Origin of the sequence: Clostridium beijerinckii, assembly GCA_003129525.1 — a bacterium.
GTDB lineage: Bacteria > Bacillota > Clostridia > Clostridiales > Clostridiaceae > Clostridium > Clostridium beijerinckii_D.
Genome location: CP029329.1, coordinates 613,644 through 631,995 on the forward strand (window position 1 = coordinate 613,644; position 18,352 = coordinate 631,995).

Sequence of the window (18,352 nt, forward strand, 5' to 3'; positions counted from 1 at the left end):
TATATAGTTAATCTATAAAAATTAAATTATATGTATATTATTAATAATGTGATAATCATGTATACAAATACCATTCCTAGTAAGCGTAAAAAAATTAACGGATAGATAAATATAAACCTTCATTGTTAAAATTAACATAGATTTTAGCAATGGAGGTTTATTTATATGAACAATAATGAAAATATAAATTGGAGAGAAATTGTTGCAGCGTTTTCTTCTTACGAAGGAACGTTAGGAAAATTCTGCAATGCAAATCAAATTACTAAAAGTCAATTTTATTACTATAAAAAGAAATTTAAGGATGAAGATAATAATTTACAGTTTCATGCAATTTCCATGAGAGAAGAAAGAGTAACAACTGAAATCACAGTGGTTCCAACTGATAGACCTAATATAATAATAGAAATAGGAGCAGCTAAAATATATGTACCGGCTAATGAAATAGCTGTTTTGAGTAATCTACTTAAGGATTTGATTACAAATGTTTAATCTTAATAAAGTTAATACAGTTTATCTTGCATGTGGAATAACAGATTTGAGAAAAAGTATTGATGGACTAGTAGTGATTGTGCAAACGCAGCTAAAGTTAGATCCGTTTGAAAAAGTCTTGTTTGTTTTTTGCAATAGGCAAATGAATAGAATTAAGATACTTCACTTTGATGAAGGATTCTGGTTGTACTATTTCCGACTTGAAAATAGTAAATTAAAATGGCCGATGACTCCAGACGAAGCTCTTAAAATCAACAAAGAGGAATTGAAATGGTTGCTTATGGGATATGAAGTTAGAACTAAGTCTAAATTTAAGCCAATTGAAGTAAGAAATAGCTTTTAAAACAAATATTGCTGTAAACCCTTAATTTTGAACTTTTACAAGTTTCGGAATTGAGGGTTTTGTGGTAATATATCCCTATATTTATTGTGAGGTATAAGGATGGATATTTTAAATTTAGAAGATCAACTTGATGAAAAAACAAAATTATTGATTTCTAAAATGGAAAAAGACATTAAATCAAAAGATAAGGAAATTGATGATTTAAAAAAGGAATTGGCTTTTCTTAAAGGACAGATTCTTAATAAAAACAGAAAGATTTTTGGACAATCTAGTGAACAAGTTGATTCAATACAGCTCTCACTTTTTAATGATGCTGAAAAAAACAGTGATCTTAAAATAGATGAGCCTACTATTGAAGAAATTACATATACAAGAAAAAAATCATCTTCTCATTTAGGAAAGAAAGATAATTTATCCGGCCTAGCTAGAGTTACAATTGAACACAAACTTGATGAATCCGAAGCAGTTTGCGATAAATGTGGAATTAATTTAGTAGTAATAGGAAAAAAATCAAAAGAAATTTTAAAATATAAACCAGCAGAACTTTACATAGAAGAACATATTTCATATACATATGCTTGCAAAAATTGCGAAGCGGATGCTGATAAATCCAATATAATTTCTGCAAAAATGCCAAATACTTTCTTATATAAGAGTATGGCTTCAAATGAATTATTAGCTCATGTTGTGAGCATGAAATATCAATATGCAATGCCATTATATAGAATGGAATCATATTTTAAGATGATGGATGTTAATCTTTCAAGGCAGACATTATCTAACTGGATAATAAGTTGTGCAAATGAACTTCAGCCTGTTTTTGATTATATGAAAGATGAACTCTTAAGAAGAAATTATATCCATGCTGATGAAACCTATGTGAAGGTTATTGAAGAAAACGGAAAAGACTCCAACTCAAAAAGGTTCATGTGGCTATATCGCTCCGGAGGCATAGAGAATCAGATAATTTTATATGATTATCAGAAAACAAGATCTGGCACTTGTGCTGAAGAATTTCTTGAAGGTTTCTCGGGATATCTTCAAACAGATGGATATGATGGCTATAATAAAGTTAAGAATATAAAAAGACTATACTGTATGGCCCATATTCGAAGAAAATTCTTTGATATAATATCAACATTAAACCCTGAAGCTCTAAAGCAGTCTCACGCATTAGAAGGGTTTAATTATTGTGAGCAACTTTATGAAATTGAAAAGGATTTAAGGGAACAATATATAGGCAGTGATGATTATTATGGTGATCGACATACAATAAGGCTTAAGAAATCTGCTCCTATTTTTAATAAATTTAAAGAATATGTAGATACTGAAATTGTTAATGCCCTTCCTAAAAGTCCATTAGGCAAAGCACTCGCATATGCTCAAAAGTTGTTACCAAATATGAAAACTTTCTTGACAGATGGATGCCTTGAAATTGATAATAATGCAGCTGAAAGAGCTATAAAGCCATTTGTAATTGGCAGAAAAAACTGGATGTTTTCCAAGACAGTAAAAGGCGCAAAATCAAGTGCAGTGCTTTATAGTATTACTGAGACGGCTAAAGCTAATGGCTTAGCAGTGGAAAAGTATTTAGTATATTTATTTGAAATGTTTGCAAATTCAGAAGTTAAGGAAAGGGACATACTAGAAAAATGTATGCCATGGTCTGAAGGCATTCCAGATGAACTGCGCATTAAGACTACCAAATAATTATTTCTATATAAAATTATACCCAACAGAGAATATAAGTTTTTCTGTTGGGTTTATTTTATCACTTAAATTATGCTACCGCTACGCGTCGATTCCTTGACGCTTACCATTCCTATTAATACTTTATCACTTAAAACGACACTAACTGGATCACCATCTGACTCACCTTCAACATTTAGACTGTACTTCATACAAATTAGCATTATAAGTGGAACTGTCCATACAATATTGCTATTTGAATATCTTTCTATTGTAACAGGATCAACACACCATAGCGCATAGAATACAATTGTTAATCCTAAGCACATATACATATTTTTATCAAGAAAATCATGATTATAATATTTTAATACATTTCTTGTTTTATCCCCCTGATTTTGATATTCATTTCTTCTTTTCCCTAATCCTAGGTAAAAAGACATAGCTATAACTGTTAGATACAACCATTTTGAAGTTTCTATACCCGTAATTGACGAACCATATAGAACCCTTATTAAAAATCCTGATACCAAAATGCTGACGTCTATAATGGGTAAGTTTTTCAACCCCATACTATATGCAAAATTAATTATTAAATATGTAATTATAAATACCCAACTCATTATACTAAATCCACATGCAAAAAAATTAAAAATAATCCCGATTATTAATATAAATATTGCTAACTTATAAGCTGATTTTACAGATATATCTCCAGAAGCTATTGGTCTATTACATTTTTTAGGATGTTTTCTATCTTTTTCAACATCATTAATATCATTAACTATATAGACAATAGATGAAAGAATACTAAATGAAAAAAAACCCAATATAGTCTTCTTTAGTAATTCAATATCAAATAAATTTTGGCTAAAGACAAGTGGTAAAAAAATCAGCACATTTTTCAAATAATGCTGGACTCTCATTAATTTTAAATATTTTTTCAATTTTATATCCTCCATATCTAGTTCACTTTAGTAAAATATATTGTATTTCTAGATGTACTAAATGATGTCCATGTTTTTTCATTATCCATATTTTTTACTATTTTATAACTTATGTGCTTATCATCTAGTCTTTTTAGGCAAGACGATTTAAACTTATCTGATTTAATATATACCTCTATATTTGAATCTTTTAATGCTATTAATTGATTATTTATTGTTTTAGTACTTTGGACGTTTGCTTTAAAATAGCTATATGCTACAAATGTTATATTCAGAGCACATATTAATACCACTGCTAATTCAATTATTTTACAAAAAATCCCTCTTCTACCATATTCCTTTTTTTCTTGAATATCTAAGCTAAATGTACTAAATACTATAATTGGTATTAAATATAATTGTGGTGTATACCTTGCCCACCATGCCTCTGGATTCATTATTACTGTAATTAATATACCTAATAAAAATAAACTTATAGATTTCTTTTCATACTTTTGTCTAATATAAATAATTATAGATAATATCAGCATTCCACTGAATAATGGCCCCCAGCCTCCTATTCTTACATCTGGCATTTTAAAGACATTTATTTCCTCTTCATTAATATATAAAGGTACTTTTATTGCTGGATCTCCCTTTGCAACCTCATTAATATTATCACTTTCTGAAAATATCGATGTCATAAATTTTTCTATCCAATTTTTTTCTGCAAAACTTTTAGGCTGATTATATGATATAATATCCACTTTTCCTTGTCCCATTAATGGATAAAATATATGATTTCCTTCTTGTAAATTAATCATATATGGATTAAATCCCAAAATTCCTACTCCTATAACTAAAATCATACTTGCAGATATGATTAACTTTTTAATATTTCTTTTATTAATTAGACGATATAATATATACATTCCGCCAATAGCAAAGACATACCCAAGTAATGTAAACTTAATATTTACACCAATACAGCCTATCATAACTAAAAATATATATTTTATTGTAGAATCATCTTTCTCTAAATCTAATATCATACATCCACAAATTATTAAAAGAGAAGCTAGTATTCCATCATGATAAAAACTCAACATTTGATATATCGAAACTGGATTAAATCCTATTAATAAAGCATATACTAAACTATGTGCATAATTAAACTTAAATCTTAATAGCAATATATAAAGGCTATATAATGTTGCCATAATCATAAATAGTACATTTATCATCTTTCCCATTTCAATATTTTTAAATGTAGAGAGTATGCATGCCTGCATAATTTCTGAATACTTACCATAATAGTTATTCCATAAAGCTCCTTCTCCAGTTAGCTTTTCATATATTGGGTTCCATCCATTATTTAATTCAATAATAGCATTTTGATGATACCACATTCCATCCCATGATATATCATAAAAGTTGCCAGTTAAAATTAAGGTTATTATAATAATAGTCAATACAATAACTTCTATAATTAAAAATTGTCTTACATCTCTTTTTTTTATCATAACAAATCCTAAGCATATACTAATTAAATATGCAATAGGTATTATAAATGTATTTATTCCAATTTTTAAAAATAGACAAGAAATTGCTAATGCAAATATTATAAAGCACAATATAAGCAATTGTATATATACATTATGCACATATTGTGCAATATCATTTCTCTTTTCCATACTCTATTCTACCCCTATCACAAATTAAAAACTTTCTTTAATAACTCCATTATTGTATATTAAATTTTTAATTTATATTCTGTTTATTTCTTCATAGACTCTCTTACAATTATTTGTATCTGTATACCTATAAAAAGCGTTTACTCTATCTATATATTCATCTTTCATTTTACATCCATTTTTCATATAATTTATCATAGTTTCAATGAGCTCATTATATTCTCTACAAACCTCACCCATCCCCATAGTTTCATAATCGAAATATCCTTGCTCATAATGATTTTCATACCATTGAAAATAAATTACTGGTTTTTTCATATAAGCAAAATCAAAAGCTATAGATGAATAATCGGTTATTAGTAAACTAGATTCTGTTAATAACTTTTGATAACTTACTTCATGATTTATAAATTTAACATAATCGTTTTTCGAAAAGTCTTCAACTTGTTGGTAAATCTCTGGATGTGGATAAAATAATATTTCATAATTATATTTTTTAGCATACTCAATTAATTTTCTATCATTTATTAAAGAATTATATATTTTAAAATAATCACTTTCTTTAAATTTAGGGTTATAAATTCTCAACCTAGTCTCTGGATCAATTGGTCCTACCACCTCTTTATTCCATGTAGGAATTATAAATATTTGTTTTTTATCATTATTAATCAAATTATCATATCTTGGTAGACCCGTTAATTTAATCACATCCTCATTATAATAATAATTTCCATTTATAATAGATTCATATTCTTTTTCAGCTGATGTAACAAACATTTTAAATTGTGTATTATATCTATTTAAATTAAATGATAAATCATCTTTTATAATACCATGTTGTAAGAATATAAAATCAAAGTCAACTAAATTTCGTAATAAAATTCCATTTCCATCAAATTGATGCCTTGCAAAATCTCCAGTATGAGCCGAAATCATTTTATCACATAATATAAATAACATTTTATGTTTAATTGATCCATAATCTATTACATGACCTATTTGTGATAATCTGTTCCAATCAGTACTATCTTTACTTAATATGAAATATTTCTTTATCTTATCATTTTGTTTATTAGAATATTTAAATAAATGTTCTGCATTATCATCTGCTCTATCAACTCTATCCATAAATAACCATATTTTTTTTCTATTTATAGATTTTATAAGTTTTAATATTAATCTATATAAAATCATTTTTTTATTATTACTTTTATATAATTGTTGTGCAAATCTAAATTCTCTGCCTATGCGAGTCTTTATATTATTATGAAGTATTACAAAACAATTATATATATAAACTATACAATATTTATCTTGAGTAAAATAAGATTCATCAATAAAACTATATAATCTTACATTTCTATCAATCCAGATTCTAGGCCTTATATAATTATTATTTATTTTTATTTGTAATTTAATATCTCCAATACCAGTCTTTTTAAGATCTATTTTTATTCTAAATCCTTTTCTATCTAATATAATTTTATCTAATGCATTGACATTTTTATCTGGCCTATTTATGTGTTGAGATTTAAATTCCTTATTATTAATTGTTGCTACTACTTCATATAATTCCCCAGCAAGAGCAACCTCAGTATATCCTTCTATAGTAAGCAAATCATCTTTTATATCTAATACCTGTACTGCTAAAGTACTATCCTTCAAATCGCATAATACCCTATTTTTAAACAATATCTTGCAATTATCTTTTAAAAAGCTTAGTATATACTTCAAATCATTTCCATATTTCATCTCTAGCATAAATAATTTATATCTTAATTTTGTATCAGTTTCTAAAATTACATCATCATCAATTTGCTTTAAAATTTCTTCTATCGTTTCTATGAATTCATCTTTCTCTTTATCATTCATATTACTATTTTTCAATGTTTCTATATGTACACGCCATTTTAAATCATACATAACTAAATATTGAATATACTTTATTACTTCTCCATATACTTTTTGGGATTCTTCCATTAAATCCATAGGTCCCTTATTTAAAAATTCTGTATACCAATCTTTAGATTCACCACTATTATCTATTGCAGATGTTCCATCCTTTCTTTTCCTATACAAGTATTTACAATTTTCTATTGTTCCATATTTACCTGTTCTTAAAATAATTCTATTAATCAGATGTGCATCTTCTCCATATCTAAGATTTTCATCAAACCTATAATTTTTAACTATATGTGATTTTATAAAGGAACTACTTGACGATAGTACAATACTTTTAAATTCTTTTTCTATATCAATTATTCTATTACCCTTAAATTTTCTATTTAATGGATGTCCTCCTGTCTTAGCATCAAAAAATTGCAATGGTATTGCTACCAAATCAATTTCATAATAATGATTATCAAAAAATTTTCCTACAGTTAGTAATGTATTGGCTGATAATTTATCATCTGGATCTAAAAAATTAATATACTGTCCTTCTGCTACTTCTAATCCCTTATTACGTGCACTACTTACTCCTCCATTTTCTTTTTTTATATATATAATATTATCTGGATATAAATTCTTATACTTTAAGCAAATTTCTTCACTGTTATCCTTACTTCCATCATTTATAAATATCACTTGTACATATGTTCTAAAATCTAAGCTTTGTTCTATCAAACTTTGCATTGTTTCATCCAAATATTTTTCTACATTATAAACTGCCATAATTATTGAAAATTTATATTTATAGCTATAGTACTTCTCTATCATAATAATCAATTTCTCCTATCTATCCCATATAAACTTTATGTATTTTTCTTTAAATATATCTGCATTACAGTACTTTATTAGATATAAAATAATCATACATTTTTTATTAACTCTCTTATATTTTAATATTACATTCCATTTAACAGACTTTAATGCTATTCTTAACTTATCAAAATATTGACTCAATTCTTCATCTGTTAGTGTATCTTTCGCCTTTTTTCCTACGCTTACTTTCCAACTTAAATCATATAAAATAATATATTGAAGATACTTAGGTATAGTTCTATAGTCTCTATTCCCTAAATTTATTAGATCTAATGTAAATTTGTCCATACTCTCTAAAAACCACTCTTTTTTTCTCCATGACTCCTGCATAGTAGATTCCATAGTTGATCTATATCTATATAAATATTTAGCATCTTTTAACACTCCATACTTATTTTTTTCTAATATAATACTAGTAATCAAATACGCATCTTCTCCATATTTCAATTCTTCCTTAAATTTCTTATCACTAATTCTACTATATTTTATAAATGTTCCACTAATAGACATTTGGATAAAATCATAATACTTTTGTATATCTATAATCTCACCTTTATTAAACTTATAATTTAATAAATGAGATTCATTCTTTCCCTCAAAGAAATAAATTGGAATGCTAACCACATCTATCTCATTACCATGCTTTAAAAAGAACTTTTCAATGTTTTCTAAAGTATTACTAGATAACATATCATCTGAGTCTAAAAAATTAATATACTGTCCTTCTGCCACTTCTAATCCCTTATTACGTGCACTACTTACTCCTTCATTTTCTTTTTCTATGTATACAATATTATCTACATATAACTTCTTAAACTTCAAGCAAATTTCTTCACTATTATCCTCACTTCCATCATTAACCAAAATCAATTGTACATCTTCTTCAAATTTAATATTTTTTTGATTTATTACGCTATCTATACATTCTTCTAAGTACTTACCTGAGTTATAGATTGGTATTATAATGCTAAATTTATAAATACGCTTCATATGCATCACATACTTCTGTAGTATCGCCTACCATCTTAACCTGACCTTTTTCTAGCCATACTACTTTTGTACATAACCTTCTAATTTGTGCTATTGAATGTGATACAAATAATACTGTTGCATCTGATTTAATCAGTTCTAACATACGATCTTCACTTTTCTTTCTAAATCTACCATCTCCCACAGAAAGTACTTCATCTACTATAAGAATTTGTGGTACTTTGACAGTAGCAACTGAAAAACCAAGTCTTGCTTTCATACCTGATGAGTAATTTTTAATAGGTGTATCTATAAATTCTCTTATTTCAGCAAAGTCTATAATTTCATCTAGCTTACTATTAATAAACTTTTTATCATAACCTAGTATTAATCCATTTAAGTATATATTTTCTCTTCCAGTAAGATCATTATCAAAGCCTGCCCCTAGTTCTAATAGTGGAGATACCTTTCCTTTTACTGCAATTTTACCTACAGTTGGTTTTTGTACCCCTGAAACAACTTTAAGTAATGTACTTTTGCCTGCTCCATTTAACCCTACAAATCCTATTACCTCACCTTTTTGAATTTCTAAATTTATATTATTGAGAGCTATAAACTCTTCGTAAGTTATTTGCCCTTTAAATTTCTTTATAATATATTCTTTAAATGAATCAACCTTTTGAGTAGATTTCCTAAAATGCATTCCTACATTTTGAAGGCTTATTACTGTATCTTTCATTTTTACCTCCTATATATGCAAAATAAATTTATCTTGCTTCTTATAAAATGCTATTAATCCAATAATCATGGCTAATACTGCATAAACTGAACATAGAATCCAATTCCCGTATTCAGTTACCTTTCCATATAATATACAATCTCTAAAAACTGTTATAACCGGAAATATAGGATTTAATTTCATTACAAATACATATTTAGCATTTATAATATCAGTAGAATAGAATATAGCAGACATATACATAATTATAAGTAAAACTACTGAATATAAATGTTGCATATCTCTAAAAAATACATTTACTGTAGCCAGTATAAGACCTATTCCTAATGAAATAAGAAATAAACAGACTAATGGATAGAAAACAAGTAATATCATCTTTGTAACATGTTCTTTCATTACAATCATAATAATTATTAAAGGTATGAATGAAATTAAAGATATTATAAATGAAGATATTACTTTAGATAAAGGATATAAATATTTAGGTACATATATCTTCTTAATAAGAGAGCTCTTTCCTGTAATACTATTCATACATTGATTAGTTGATTGAGCAAAGAAATCATAAATAAGTCTTCCTGACAAACAGTACACTGGAAAGTTAGGTATTTTGCTTTTGAATATATTAGAAAATATAAAGGTTAAAACTACCATTATAAGCAATGGATTAAGCATACTCCACACTATTCCCAATACTGAATTTCTATATTTTAATTTAATATCTTTTTTTACAAATTCCCATAATAAAGCTCTATAATTACGGAACGTTTCTATTTGTGTAACCATTGTACTTTCTCCTTCTATCTACGTATGTATTTCTTGAGTCTCTTCATCACTCTATTATCAGACCATTTTAGAATATTCATTAGTGTTCCAATCCCCAATTGTTTATTATTTAAATCTTCTCTTAAATATCTATTTCTAATAATAGTGTCATATTTTTGATGTAACTTTTTCTTAGATGTAACTGTATTTTTAAAAGATTCTTGTATATTATTATCTTCTCTAATATGATAATTAGCTAAGTTTTTTTCTATAATATATATATCATACTTCATTAAAAATCTTAAATTAAATTCCCAATCTTCTAACACTTCTAAAGAATCATCAAAGTATCCCACTTCTTCATATACCTTTGTTCTATATACAAAAGATATAGGTGAGAATAAATTATTTTTAATCATATCATATAAACTAATTACATCCTTTAAATCTGTATTAAATGGTTTGATTTTGCCTTTTTTTATTTGATCATTTACTACTTTTTCGTATATCTTATTACTGTGAGTAAGCACACCCATACACTCTGAATTTGATTCAAGGTACCCAACTGTTTCTTCTAGAAAATGAATATCCCATGTATCATCGTCATCATGCATTACTACCATTTCTGTATCTACTGCCTTAGCACCTAGATTAATAGCTTTATGTAACCCTGACGCACCTTCATTGTTAATAATAACATATTGCTCCTTTGGCACCTTATTATTTATGATATCTTGTATTTTTTTTAGTTCACCCTTATCATTAACTAATATAATTTTCCACTGTTTATATGTTTGATTCATAATATCTTTAATGGCTCTATCTAAAAATATGTATCTTGTAGATGTTCGAATAATAATAGATATATTATACAAAGAATGTCCTCCTTTAATTTTGAGACAATCGCTCTCTAATTAAATCAAATAGTCTCTTACAGTTATTTTCATCCTGAAACTTAAAAAATGTATGTGCTCTTTTAGAATACACTTCATTTCCTTCGTCCCCTTTTCTAATCACTTCATAAATTTTTTCTAACAAATCATCTTTTTCTTTTACTATATCACCAAATCCATCTCTATCATATTGAAAATATGACCTTCCTGCATGCTCTTTTATAAATTTTTCTTGGTCAAATTGATAATAAATATTTATATTTCCTATATATGCACTATCAAAATGTACACTTGAATAATCCGTTATAAAAAGTTTAGCTTTTCCAAGCAACTCTGCTATTTTAACTTGTTCTGATTTATATATTTTTATATTGTCAGAAGAAACTTTAAAAAGTTCTCCCAATTTATTCATACCATGATGTGTAATAAATACTAATTTAAATTGCTCTTTTTTTAGAATTTCATTAAGTTTTTTATCATTCAATAATGTTTGAATGGTATTATAATAATCTGATTTTAAGAATTCCTTTTTTGCTGTTTCTAAATATTCTGGCTCTGTATTAGCTATATTGAATAAATATCTTCTCCATGTAGGCATATATAAAATAATATTTTCTTTATTATTCTCATTTTTATATTTAATAAGTTCATCATATCTGCAAAAACCTACATTGGCGATTTCATTTTCATCATATCCAAACTTATCTATTATAAATTTCTTTTCTTTATCTGTAGTAGTTACAAATAAATCAATATCTGAAACACTCTTTCCATAAACTGCACTAACATCTTTATCTGTAATTCCATGTTGTAAAAACACCTTTAATTTTTTAGGAAATACTTTGCCGAAATGTGCATAAAACATTCTACTTCCCCAGGGTTCAATAATATTCTTTTCTGTAGAAGCAATGACTTTGCTCTTTAAAAAATAAAGTTTATGCTTTAGTGTTCCTTTAATAATAACTTGCCCTATTAGCTTTACATCATCTATCTCTTTACATCCTTTTTCTAATAAGTAAACACTTGTTGTTTGTGGTTGTTCTTTATTTAAATATCTAAAAAAAGCAATACCGTTATCTTGAGCTTGATCTGCCCTTTCAGATATTATCCAAATTTCCTTAGGTAATAAAGGATATAGAATATACATAACAATTCCAGTAAAAAACATATCTATCCCATTTATAATATATTTCATTACTATATCCCTCCATATTTCTCAGTAGCTTATATAAAATTCTATTTTGATCTTAAAAATCTATCCAAAGCATCTTCCCACCTTGGCAATAACTTAAATCCATTATCTATAAGACTATTCTTAGACAATCTTGAATTTAAAGGTCTTACAGCCTTTGTTTTATACTCCCTTGTAGGAATAGGATTTATTACACAATTTAAGTTTGCTTTTCTCATAATTTCTTCAGCAAATTCAGCCCAAGAACAAAATCCTTCATTAGTTGCATGATACACTCCATACTTTTCAGATACAGCGATATCACATAAAAGTGGTGCTAAATCAAAAGTATAAGTAGGGCTTCCTATTTGGTCGCATACAACGTTTAAGCTTTCTTTTTCTTTTCCTAGTTTAACCATTGTTTTAATAAAATTATTACCATTAAGTCCAAACACCCAAGAAATTCTAACTATAAAATACTTATCTAAAATTTCTTTTACTTTTAATTCACCTTCATATTTAGTTTTTCCATAAACTGAAAGTGGATTGATATTTCCATCAATCTCAAAAGAAGTATCTCCCTGTCCATCAAAAACATAATCTGTAGATATGTAAATCATCTTAGCATTTACCCTTTGACAAGCTTTTGCTATATTTTCTGTACTTAATACATTGACATTATAACACATTTCTTTTTCATCTTCAGCATTATCTACTGCTGTATATGCTGCACAATGTATAACACATTCTGGTTTTAATTTTAAAATATATTCATAAGTAGCAGTAATATCTGTAATGTCCAAATCTTCTCTACCAATACCTATGCATTTTATATTTCTTTTATTTAATTCCTTTATAACATCAAAACCTAGTTGTCCTTTAGCTCCAGTAACAAGTATCATTTTTATATTCACACCTTTTTTTACTTGATAATTGACAATTATTTATTAAATTACTTTGTAATTTCTTAATTATATTTTTGAAAAGGCATAGGCTTTTCTTCCTTAATTGTCAACTGTCCATTGAATCCTACTTTAATTTTTTAATTAAAATCTTAAACAACCAATTAGGCATATATTTTATGATAATTTCAAAATATGCTTCCTTTTTATCTAAATAACTATATTTCAAAATTTTTAAGATATTTTTATTTATTCTAGCATCGCAAAAAATCTCAATATGCGTTAAATCAATGTTATCACTATTTAAATCCATACCATTAATACACCTTTTTACGTCATCAATTCGTTGTTGTAATATGTTTACCCTTAAATTATAGTAATCTTTTTTACTATAAACACCCTTAAAACTTCCAGTTTGATTATTCTCATGTATTCTATATTTTACCAAAGGTTTATCCACAAAGGATATTTTACCGTACCAGCCAGATACAATGCAAAGCCACTGATCATGTATGGTAACTCTTGAAAACGGAACAGCCTTTTTAGCTATTTTACTATTTATAAGCATACAACATCCTGAAACGCAGTTCTTAAAGAAAAAGCTAGAAAAAAGATTTTCTCCATAAATATATTTTATTCTTGATTTTACTTTTATTAAACTATCTGCTATATGATTTCCATCCCCATCTATAACTGACATATCACTATAAGCAAGCACAGAATTTTCACTTCGAATTAATTTTACTAAACTTTCTATTTTATTAATTTCCCATATATCATCTTGATCACAATATGAAAAAAACTCTCCATTGCCTTGTTTTGTAAGGTGTTCAAAAGCTTTATTAGAGCCTTCATTTTTAGTACCTCTAATCAAATTATATGTGAAATTAATTATATGTTTTTTTATTAGTTCTTCATCAACAGGATAATCAGGACAATCATCATAAATTAATAATTCTATATTATCATATGTTTGATTATTTAACGAAATCAGCTGTTCTACAAACCAAGTTTCATTTGGTTTGTAAACAGCTAATAATATAGATACTAATGGTAAATCTTTTTTACTATTGATTTTTTCTAAATTGCAATTATCTTCTTTAATCATAAAAACACCTTAACAATTGATAGTCTCCACTAATTATACTTTGCCACCAGGGCTTATTATCTAAATACCACTTAATAGTCTTTTTAATGCCTTCATCAAAAGTTGTTGTTGGTAACCATCCTAATTCATTATGAATCTTTGTCGGATCTATAGCATAACGCATATCATGACCCATTCGATCTCCAACAAATTTAATAAGGTCTTCTGATTTTCCTAGTTCATGAATAATAGTCTTAACTACTTCTAAATTTGTTCTTTCGTTATGTCCGCCAATGTTATAAACTTCTCCAACTCTTCCATTATGGATTATTAAATCAATTGCACTGCAATGATCCTCTACATATAGCCAGTCACGCACATTTTCTCCAGTGCCATATACAGGTAAGTCTTTCCCATTTAATGCATTTGCTATCATAAGCGGAATTAGCTTTTCTGGGAAATGATATGGTCCATAGTTATTAGAGCAACGTGAAATAGTTACAGGAATATTAAATGTACGATAATAAGCCCCTACTAGAAGATCAGCTGATGCTTTACTTGCTGAATATGGGCTTGAAGCACTAAGTGGAGTTTCTTCTGTAAAGAATAAATCTGGTCTATCAAGAGGTAAATCTCCATAAACTTCATCTGTAGATACTTGATGATATCTCTTTATTCCATATTTTTTGCACGCGTCAAGCAATACCCCTGTTCCTATAACATTAGTATTTAAAAATACTTCAGGATTTTCAATTGAACGATCCACATGACTTTCCGCTGCAAAATTTATTATCATGTCTGGTTTTTCTGCCTCAAACATATTAAACACAGCATCTCTGTCAGCTATATCTATTTTGTAAAAGTTAAAATTAGGATTTTCTTTAACTGATGATAAGGTCTCCATGTTTCCAGCATAAGTTAAACAGTCTACACATATTATTTTATAATCATTATATTTATTAAGCATATAATGAACAAAATTCCCTCCAATAAAACCAGCTCCACCTGTTATTACTATCTTCATTCTTTTTTCACACTCCTAATTAAACTTTGCTAATTAATACCAATATTTATGTTTAAACACTTCTAAGTCCGTATACTTACTTCTATAAACGGAAACTCCTATTCATATACATTCATAGGCGTAAGTTCTACTGACTAAATCATAGATTTAGATCATCACTTAAAACTACAATCGCTATCCTTCAAAAATGGTGCCTTAGCATCCTTATCAGAAATTATTGGATTTTCTACATTCCAATCCACATTTATTTCTGGATCACACCAAAGAATACTACGATCACTTTCATAATTATAATAATTATCTGTTTTGTATACAAACTCAACATCATCAGTCAAAGTTAAAAATCCATGTCCAAATCCCCTTGGAATAAACAATTGCTTTTTGTTTTCTGCTGAAAGCTCTACAGCTACCCACTGTTTATATGTACTAGAACCTTTTCTTAAATCCACTGCTACATCTAAAACTGCACCTCTAACACAACGTACTAATTTTGCTTGAGCATGCTTTTCATTTTGGAAGTGAATACCTCTAAGTATTCCTTTTTCCTTTGAATATGATTGATTATCTTGTACAAAATCACAAGCTATTTCTGGTGTTTTAATCTTAGAGTAAGTTTCCATAAACCATCCTCTTTCATCACCAAAAACATGTGGTTCTACTATATACACGCCTTCTAATTTAGTTTTAATTAAATTCATTATTACACACCTTTTTTCAATGTACAATTTACATTGTCAATTAATAAATGACTTTTCCCTCTGCAACATTTCTCAAGTGTTGTCCATATGGACTTTTACCATACTGTTTTGCACTTTCTAATAATATTTCTTTATCAATCCAGCCATTTTTGTAAGAAATTTCTTCTAAACACGCTATTTTAAGTCCTTGTCTAGTTTCGATTACTTTAACATACTCAGCTGCTTCTGTTAAACTATCTACTGTTCCTGTATCAAGCCAACCATATCCACGTCCAAGAGTTATTACATCTAGTTTGCCATTTTCAAGATAAATGTTGTTTAAATCCGTGATTTCTAATTCACCACGTGGCGAAGGTTTTAAGGCCTTTGCATATTCACATACTTTATATAGGAATAGGTAAGACTTTGAAGTTATCTCTGCCTTTTCCCCTCCTCCACACAGTGCTTGCGACTTTCACCGCACACTGCGTTCCATCAATGAAGTTTTACTATATTTTATCCATACAACTGAAAATATTATTATTCATAATATCCCATACAGTCAGCGTCTTTCATTGGAATTTTTCCAACGTTCTGCTTCTCTTATTCTTACTCGAACCTGATTGTATTGTATAATAAAATGTTTCCCATTTCATTGACTTGTGGCTATCCCTCCATTATGTTTCCATAACTTCACTGGTACTATGCCACTACTTTCACTGATATTAAAGCAAGTTATAACATTCTGTCTTTCCTTGCTACCGCTTCGTTGGATATAAGTCCTCTGCGTTATCAGCTTACCACGTTCCAATAATTTTATCCTTTCATATACCCTTAGGTAGTTCCTATAATCCTGTCTGCACAATACTGCCTGTAACAGTATAAGGATTTTCATAACGACAAATTTTACTCACCCTCACAGACCCTACAACTTCGGTAGGTGACGCATTTCTGCTCCATTTTTTTTTAGAACCTTACATTCGGAACTTTGTCAGTCTTTTATAATTTAGACATTCTTACCATAGGTCTTTTATGGACTCCCGACCTATCATACACTCGACCACCTCTGGTTCGCTTTTCCACAATCTCTTTCAAAATTGTTAGGGTGTATTCTCAGCCGACTTCACCGAGCTTATAACAAATTTATTCTTATAAATAAAAATGCTATTCGGAGTATCAGAGAAAGCCCTTCAAGGCGTTACCCTCTCATTTGACTTTTCAAATTATTAGTTCTTAAATAGCTTCGCTATTTAGGCAATACTTTTCATATTACAACGTGTCGCACTATCATAAAAATAAAGTCCTGTAACTGCATAATTGGATTTTGGTATTTCAGGCTTTTCTTCTAAAGATATAGCCTTTCCACTTTTATCAAATTCCACTACACCAAAGCGTTCTGGGTCATCTACATAATAACCAAAAACTGTTCCACGACCTTCATTTTCTACTGCTCTTTTTAAATGTTTTGTCAATCCATTTCCATGGAATATATTATCTCCGAGTATCATAGCACAGTTATCATCTCCAATAAATTCTTCACCTAATATAAAGGCTTGCGCTAATCCATCTGGAGATGGTTGTTCTTTATAAGATAAATTAATCCCATATCTCGAACCATCACCTAATAATTTTTCAAAATTAGGTAAATCCTTTGGTGTTGAAATTATTAATATATCCTTAATTCCAGCTAACATCAAAGTTGATAGTGGATAATAAATCATTGGTTTATCATATACTGGCAAAAGTTGTTTTGAAGTTACCATTGTCAATGGATAAAGTCTTGTTCCACTACCACCTGCTAATATTATACCTTTTGTCAAAATTATCACTTCTTCCTAATATATTGAAAGTTTATAAATAACTAAAATTAAATTTTCATATTATTTCTTCTAAACTTTATAAGAATTTGTCTTATAAATTAAAATTATGCATTATTTTCATATGTTAATTTTAACATATCAGAACAAAGAAATAAACGAATTTTATATATTCATTCCATTGGTAGTTATTTAAGTTATATGACATCTTTAATACAATGAGTAATATTATCCATAAATTTTATATTCATATAATTTCTTATATATCTTTATGTATTGGAAAATAATTATTAATTTACAAATTATAAAAGTTTCAGTCTTTTTTAATCTTAAAATTCCCTATATAATTTCTCAAGTTATACCTTAACATCCATGAAAATAGTTAGTAATGAATTCCTGATTTA

Annotated in this window: 15 protein-coding genes and 2 pseudogenes; 3 read left to right on the plus strand and 14 right to left on the minus strand. The window is 27.7% G+C overall.

Annotated features, from left to right (window positions below):
* Positions 1–165 precede the first annotated feature (165 nt).
* The 3 genes from DIC82_02485 (at position 166) to DIC82_02495 (ending at position 2,542) form a co-directional block, all read left to right on the plus strand.
* On the plus strand, positions 166–489 hold the full coding sequence (locus tag DIC82_02485) for a hypothetical protein (GenBank protein ID AWK50026.1): 324 nt from the start codon (positions 166–168) through the stop codon (positions 487–489).
* Positions 482–832 (plus strand): IS66 family insertion sequence hypothetical protein, encoded by a 351-nt coding sequence (locus tag DIC82_02490; GenBank protein ID AWK50027.1) that lies wholly within the window; start codon positions 482–484, stop codon positions 830–832. The genes DIC82_02485 and DIC82_02490 overlap by 8 nt, the downstream gene beginning before the upstream one ends.
* Before the next feature lie 99 nt (positions 833–931).
* Positions 932–2,542, plus strand: a complete 1,611-nt coding sequence (locus tag DIC82_02495; GenBank protein AWK50028.1) for an IS66 family transposase — start codon at positions 932–934, stop codon at positions 2,540–2,542.
* A gap of 65 nt (positions 2,543–2,607) precedes the next feature.
* On the opposite strand, the gene DIC82_02500 is transcribed toward DIC82_02495, so the two are convergent.
* The 14 genes and pseudogenes from DIC82_02500 to DIC82_02565 form a co-directional block, all read right to left on the minus strand.
* Positions 2,608–3,468: a prenyltransferase gene (locus tag DIC82_02500; protein ID AWK50029.1), complete on the minus strand. Its 861-nt coding sequence runs from the start codon at positions 3,466–3,468 to the stop codon at positions 2,608–2,610.
* Between the two features lie 17 nt (positions 3,469–3,485).
* Positions 3,486–5,141, minus strand: coding sequence for a hypothetical protein (locus tag DIC82_02505; GenBank protein ID AWK50030.1), 1,656 nt, complete (start codon positions 5,139–5,141; stop codon positions 3,486–3,488).
* Positions 5,142–5,213: 72 nt separating this feature from the next.
* Entirely contained in the window at positions 5,214–7,859 is a 2,646-nt protein-coding gene (locus tag DIC82_02510) for a hypothetical protein (protein ID AWK50031.1), read from the minus strand.
* Between the two features lie 15 nt (positions 7,860–7,874).
* Entirely contained in the window at positions 7,875–8,900 is a 1,026-nt protein-coding gene (locus tag DIC82_02515; GenBank protein ID AWK50032.1) for a hypothetical protein, read from the minus strand.
* On the minus strand, positions 8,878–9,612 hold the full coding sequence (locus tag DIC82_02520) for a teichoic acid ABC transporter ATP-binding protein (protein ID AWK50033.1): 735 nt from the start codon (positions 9,610–9,612) through the stop codon (positions 8,878–8,880). Before DIC82_02520 ends, DIC82_02515 begins: the two co-directional genes overlap by 23 nt.
* Before the next feature lie 9 nt (positions 9,613–9,621).
* Positions 9,622–10,398, minus strand: a complete 777-nt coding sequence (locus DIC82_02525; protein AWK50034.1) for an ABC transporter — start codon at positions 10,396–10,398, stop codon at positions 9,622–9,624.
* A 14-nt stretch (positions 10,399–10,412) separates the two neighbouring features.
* Positions 10,413–11,252: a glycosyl transferase family 2 gene (locus tag DIC82_02530; protein AWK50035.1), complete on the minus strand. Its 840-nt coding sequence runs from the start codon at positions 11,250–11,252 to the stop codon at positions 10,413–10,415.
* A gap of 13 nt (positions 11,253–11,265) precedes the next feature.
* On the minus strand, positions 11,266–12,465 hold the full coding sequence (locus DIC82_02535; protein ID AWK50036.1) for a hypothetical protein: 1,200 nt from the start codon (positions 12,463–12,465) through the stop codon (positions 11,266–11,268).
* 41 nt (positions 12,466–12,506) lie between these two features.
* On the minus strand, positions 12,507–13,343 hold the full coding sequence (gene rfbD / locus DIC82_02540; protein AWK50037.1) for a dTDP-4-dehydrorhamnose reductase: 837 nt from the start codon (positions 13,341–13,343) through the stop codon (positions 12,507–12,509).
* 127 nt (positions 13,344–13,470) lie between these two features.
* Positions 13,471–14,451 (minus strand): glycosyl transferase, encoded by a 981-nt coding sequence (locus tag DIC82_02545; protein AWK50038.1) that lies wholly within the window; start codon positions 14,449–14,451, stop codon positions 13,471–13,473.
* Positions 14,444–15,454 carry a dTDP-glucose 4,6-dehydratase gene (gene rfbB / locus DIC82_02550; protein ID AWK50039.1) on the minus strand — a complete coding sequence of 337 codons (1,011 nt, stop codon included), beginning with the start codon at positions 15,452–15,454 and terminating at the stop codon, positions 14,444–14,446. Before rfbB ends, DIC82_02545 begins: the two co-directional genes overlap by 8 nt.
* Before the next feature lie 155 nt (positions 15,455–15,609).
* Entirely contained in the window at positions 15,610–16,152 is a 543-nt protein-coding gene (gene rfbC / locus DIC82_02555) for a dTDP-4-dehydrorhamnose 3,5-epimerase (GenBank protein ID AWK50040.1), read from the minus strand.
* 40 nt (positions 16,153–16,192) lie between these two features.
* Positions 16,193–16,537 (minus strand): annotated as a pseudogene (locus tag DIC82_02560) (glucose-1-phosphate thymidylyltransferase).
* 877 nt (positions 16,538–17,414) lie between these two features.
* Positions 17,415–17,951: pseudogene (locus DIC82_02565) on the minus strand (glucose-1-phosphate thymidylyltransferase).
* Positions 17,952–18,352: the final 401 nt, after the last annotated feature.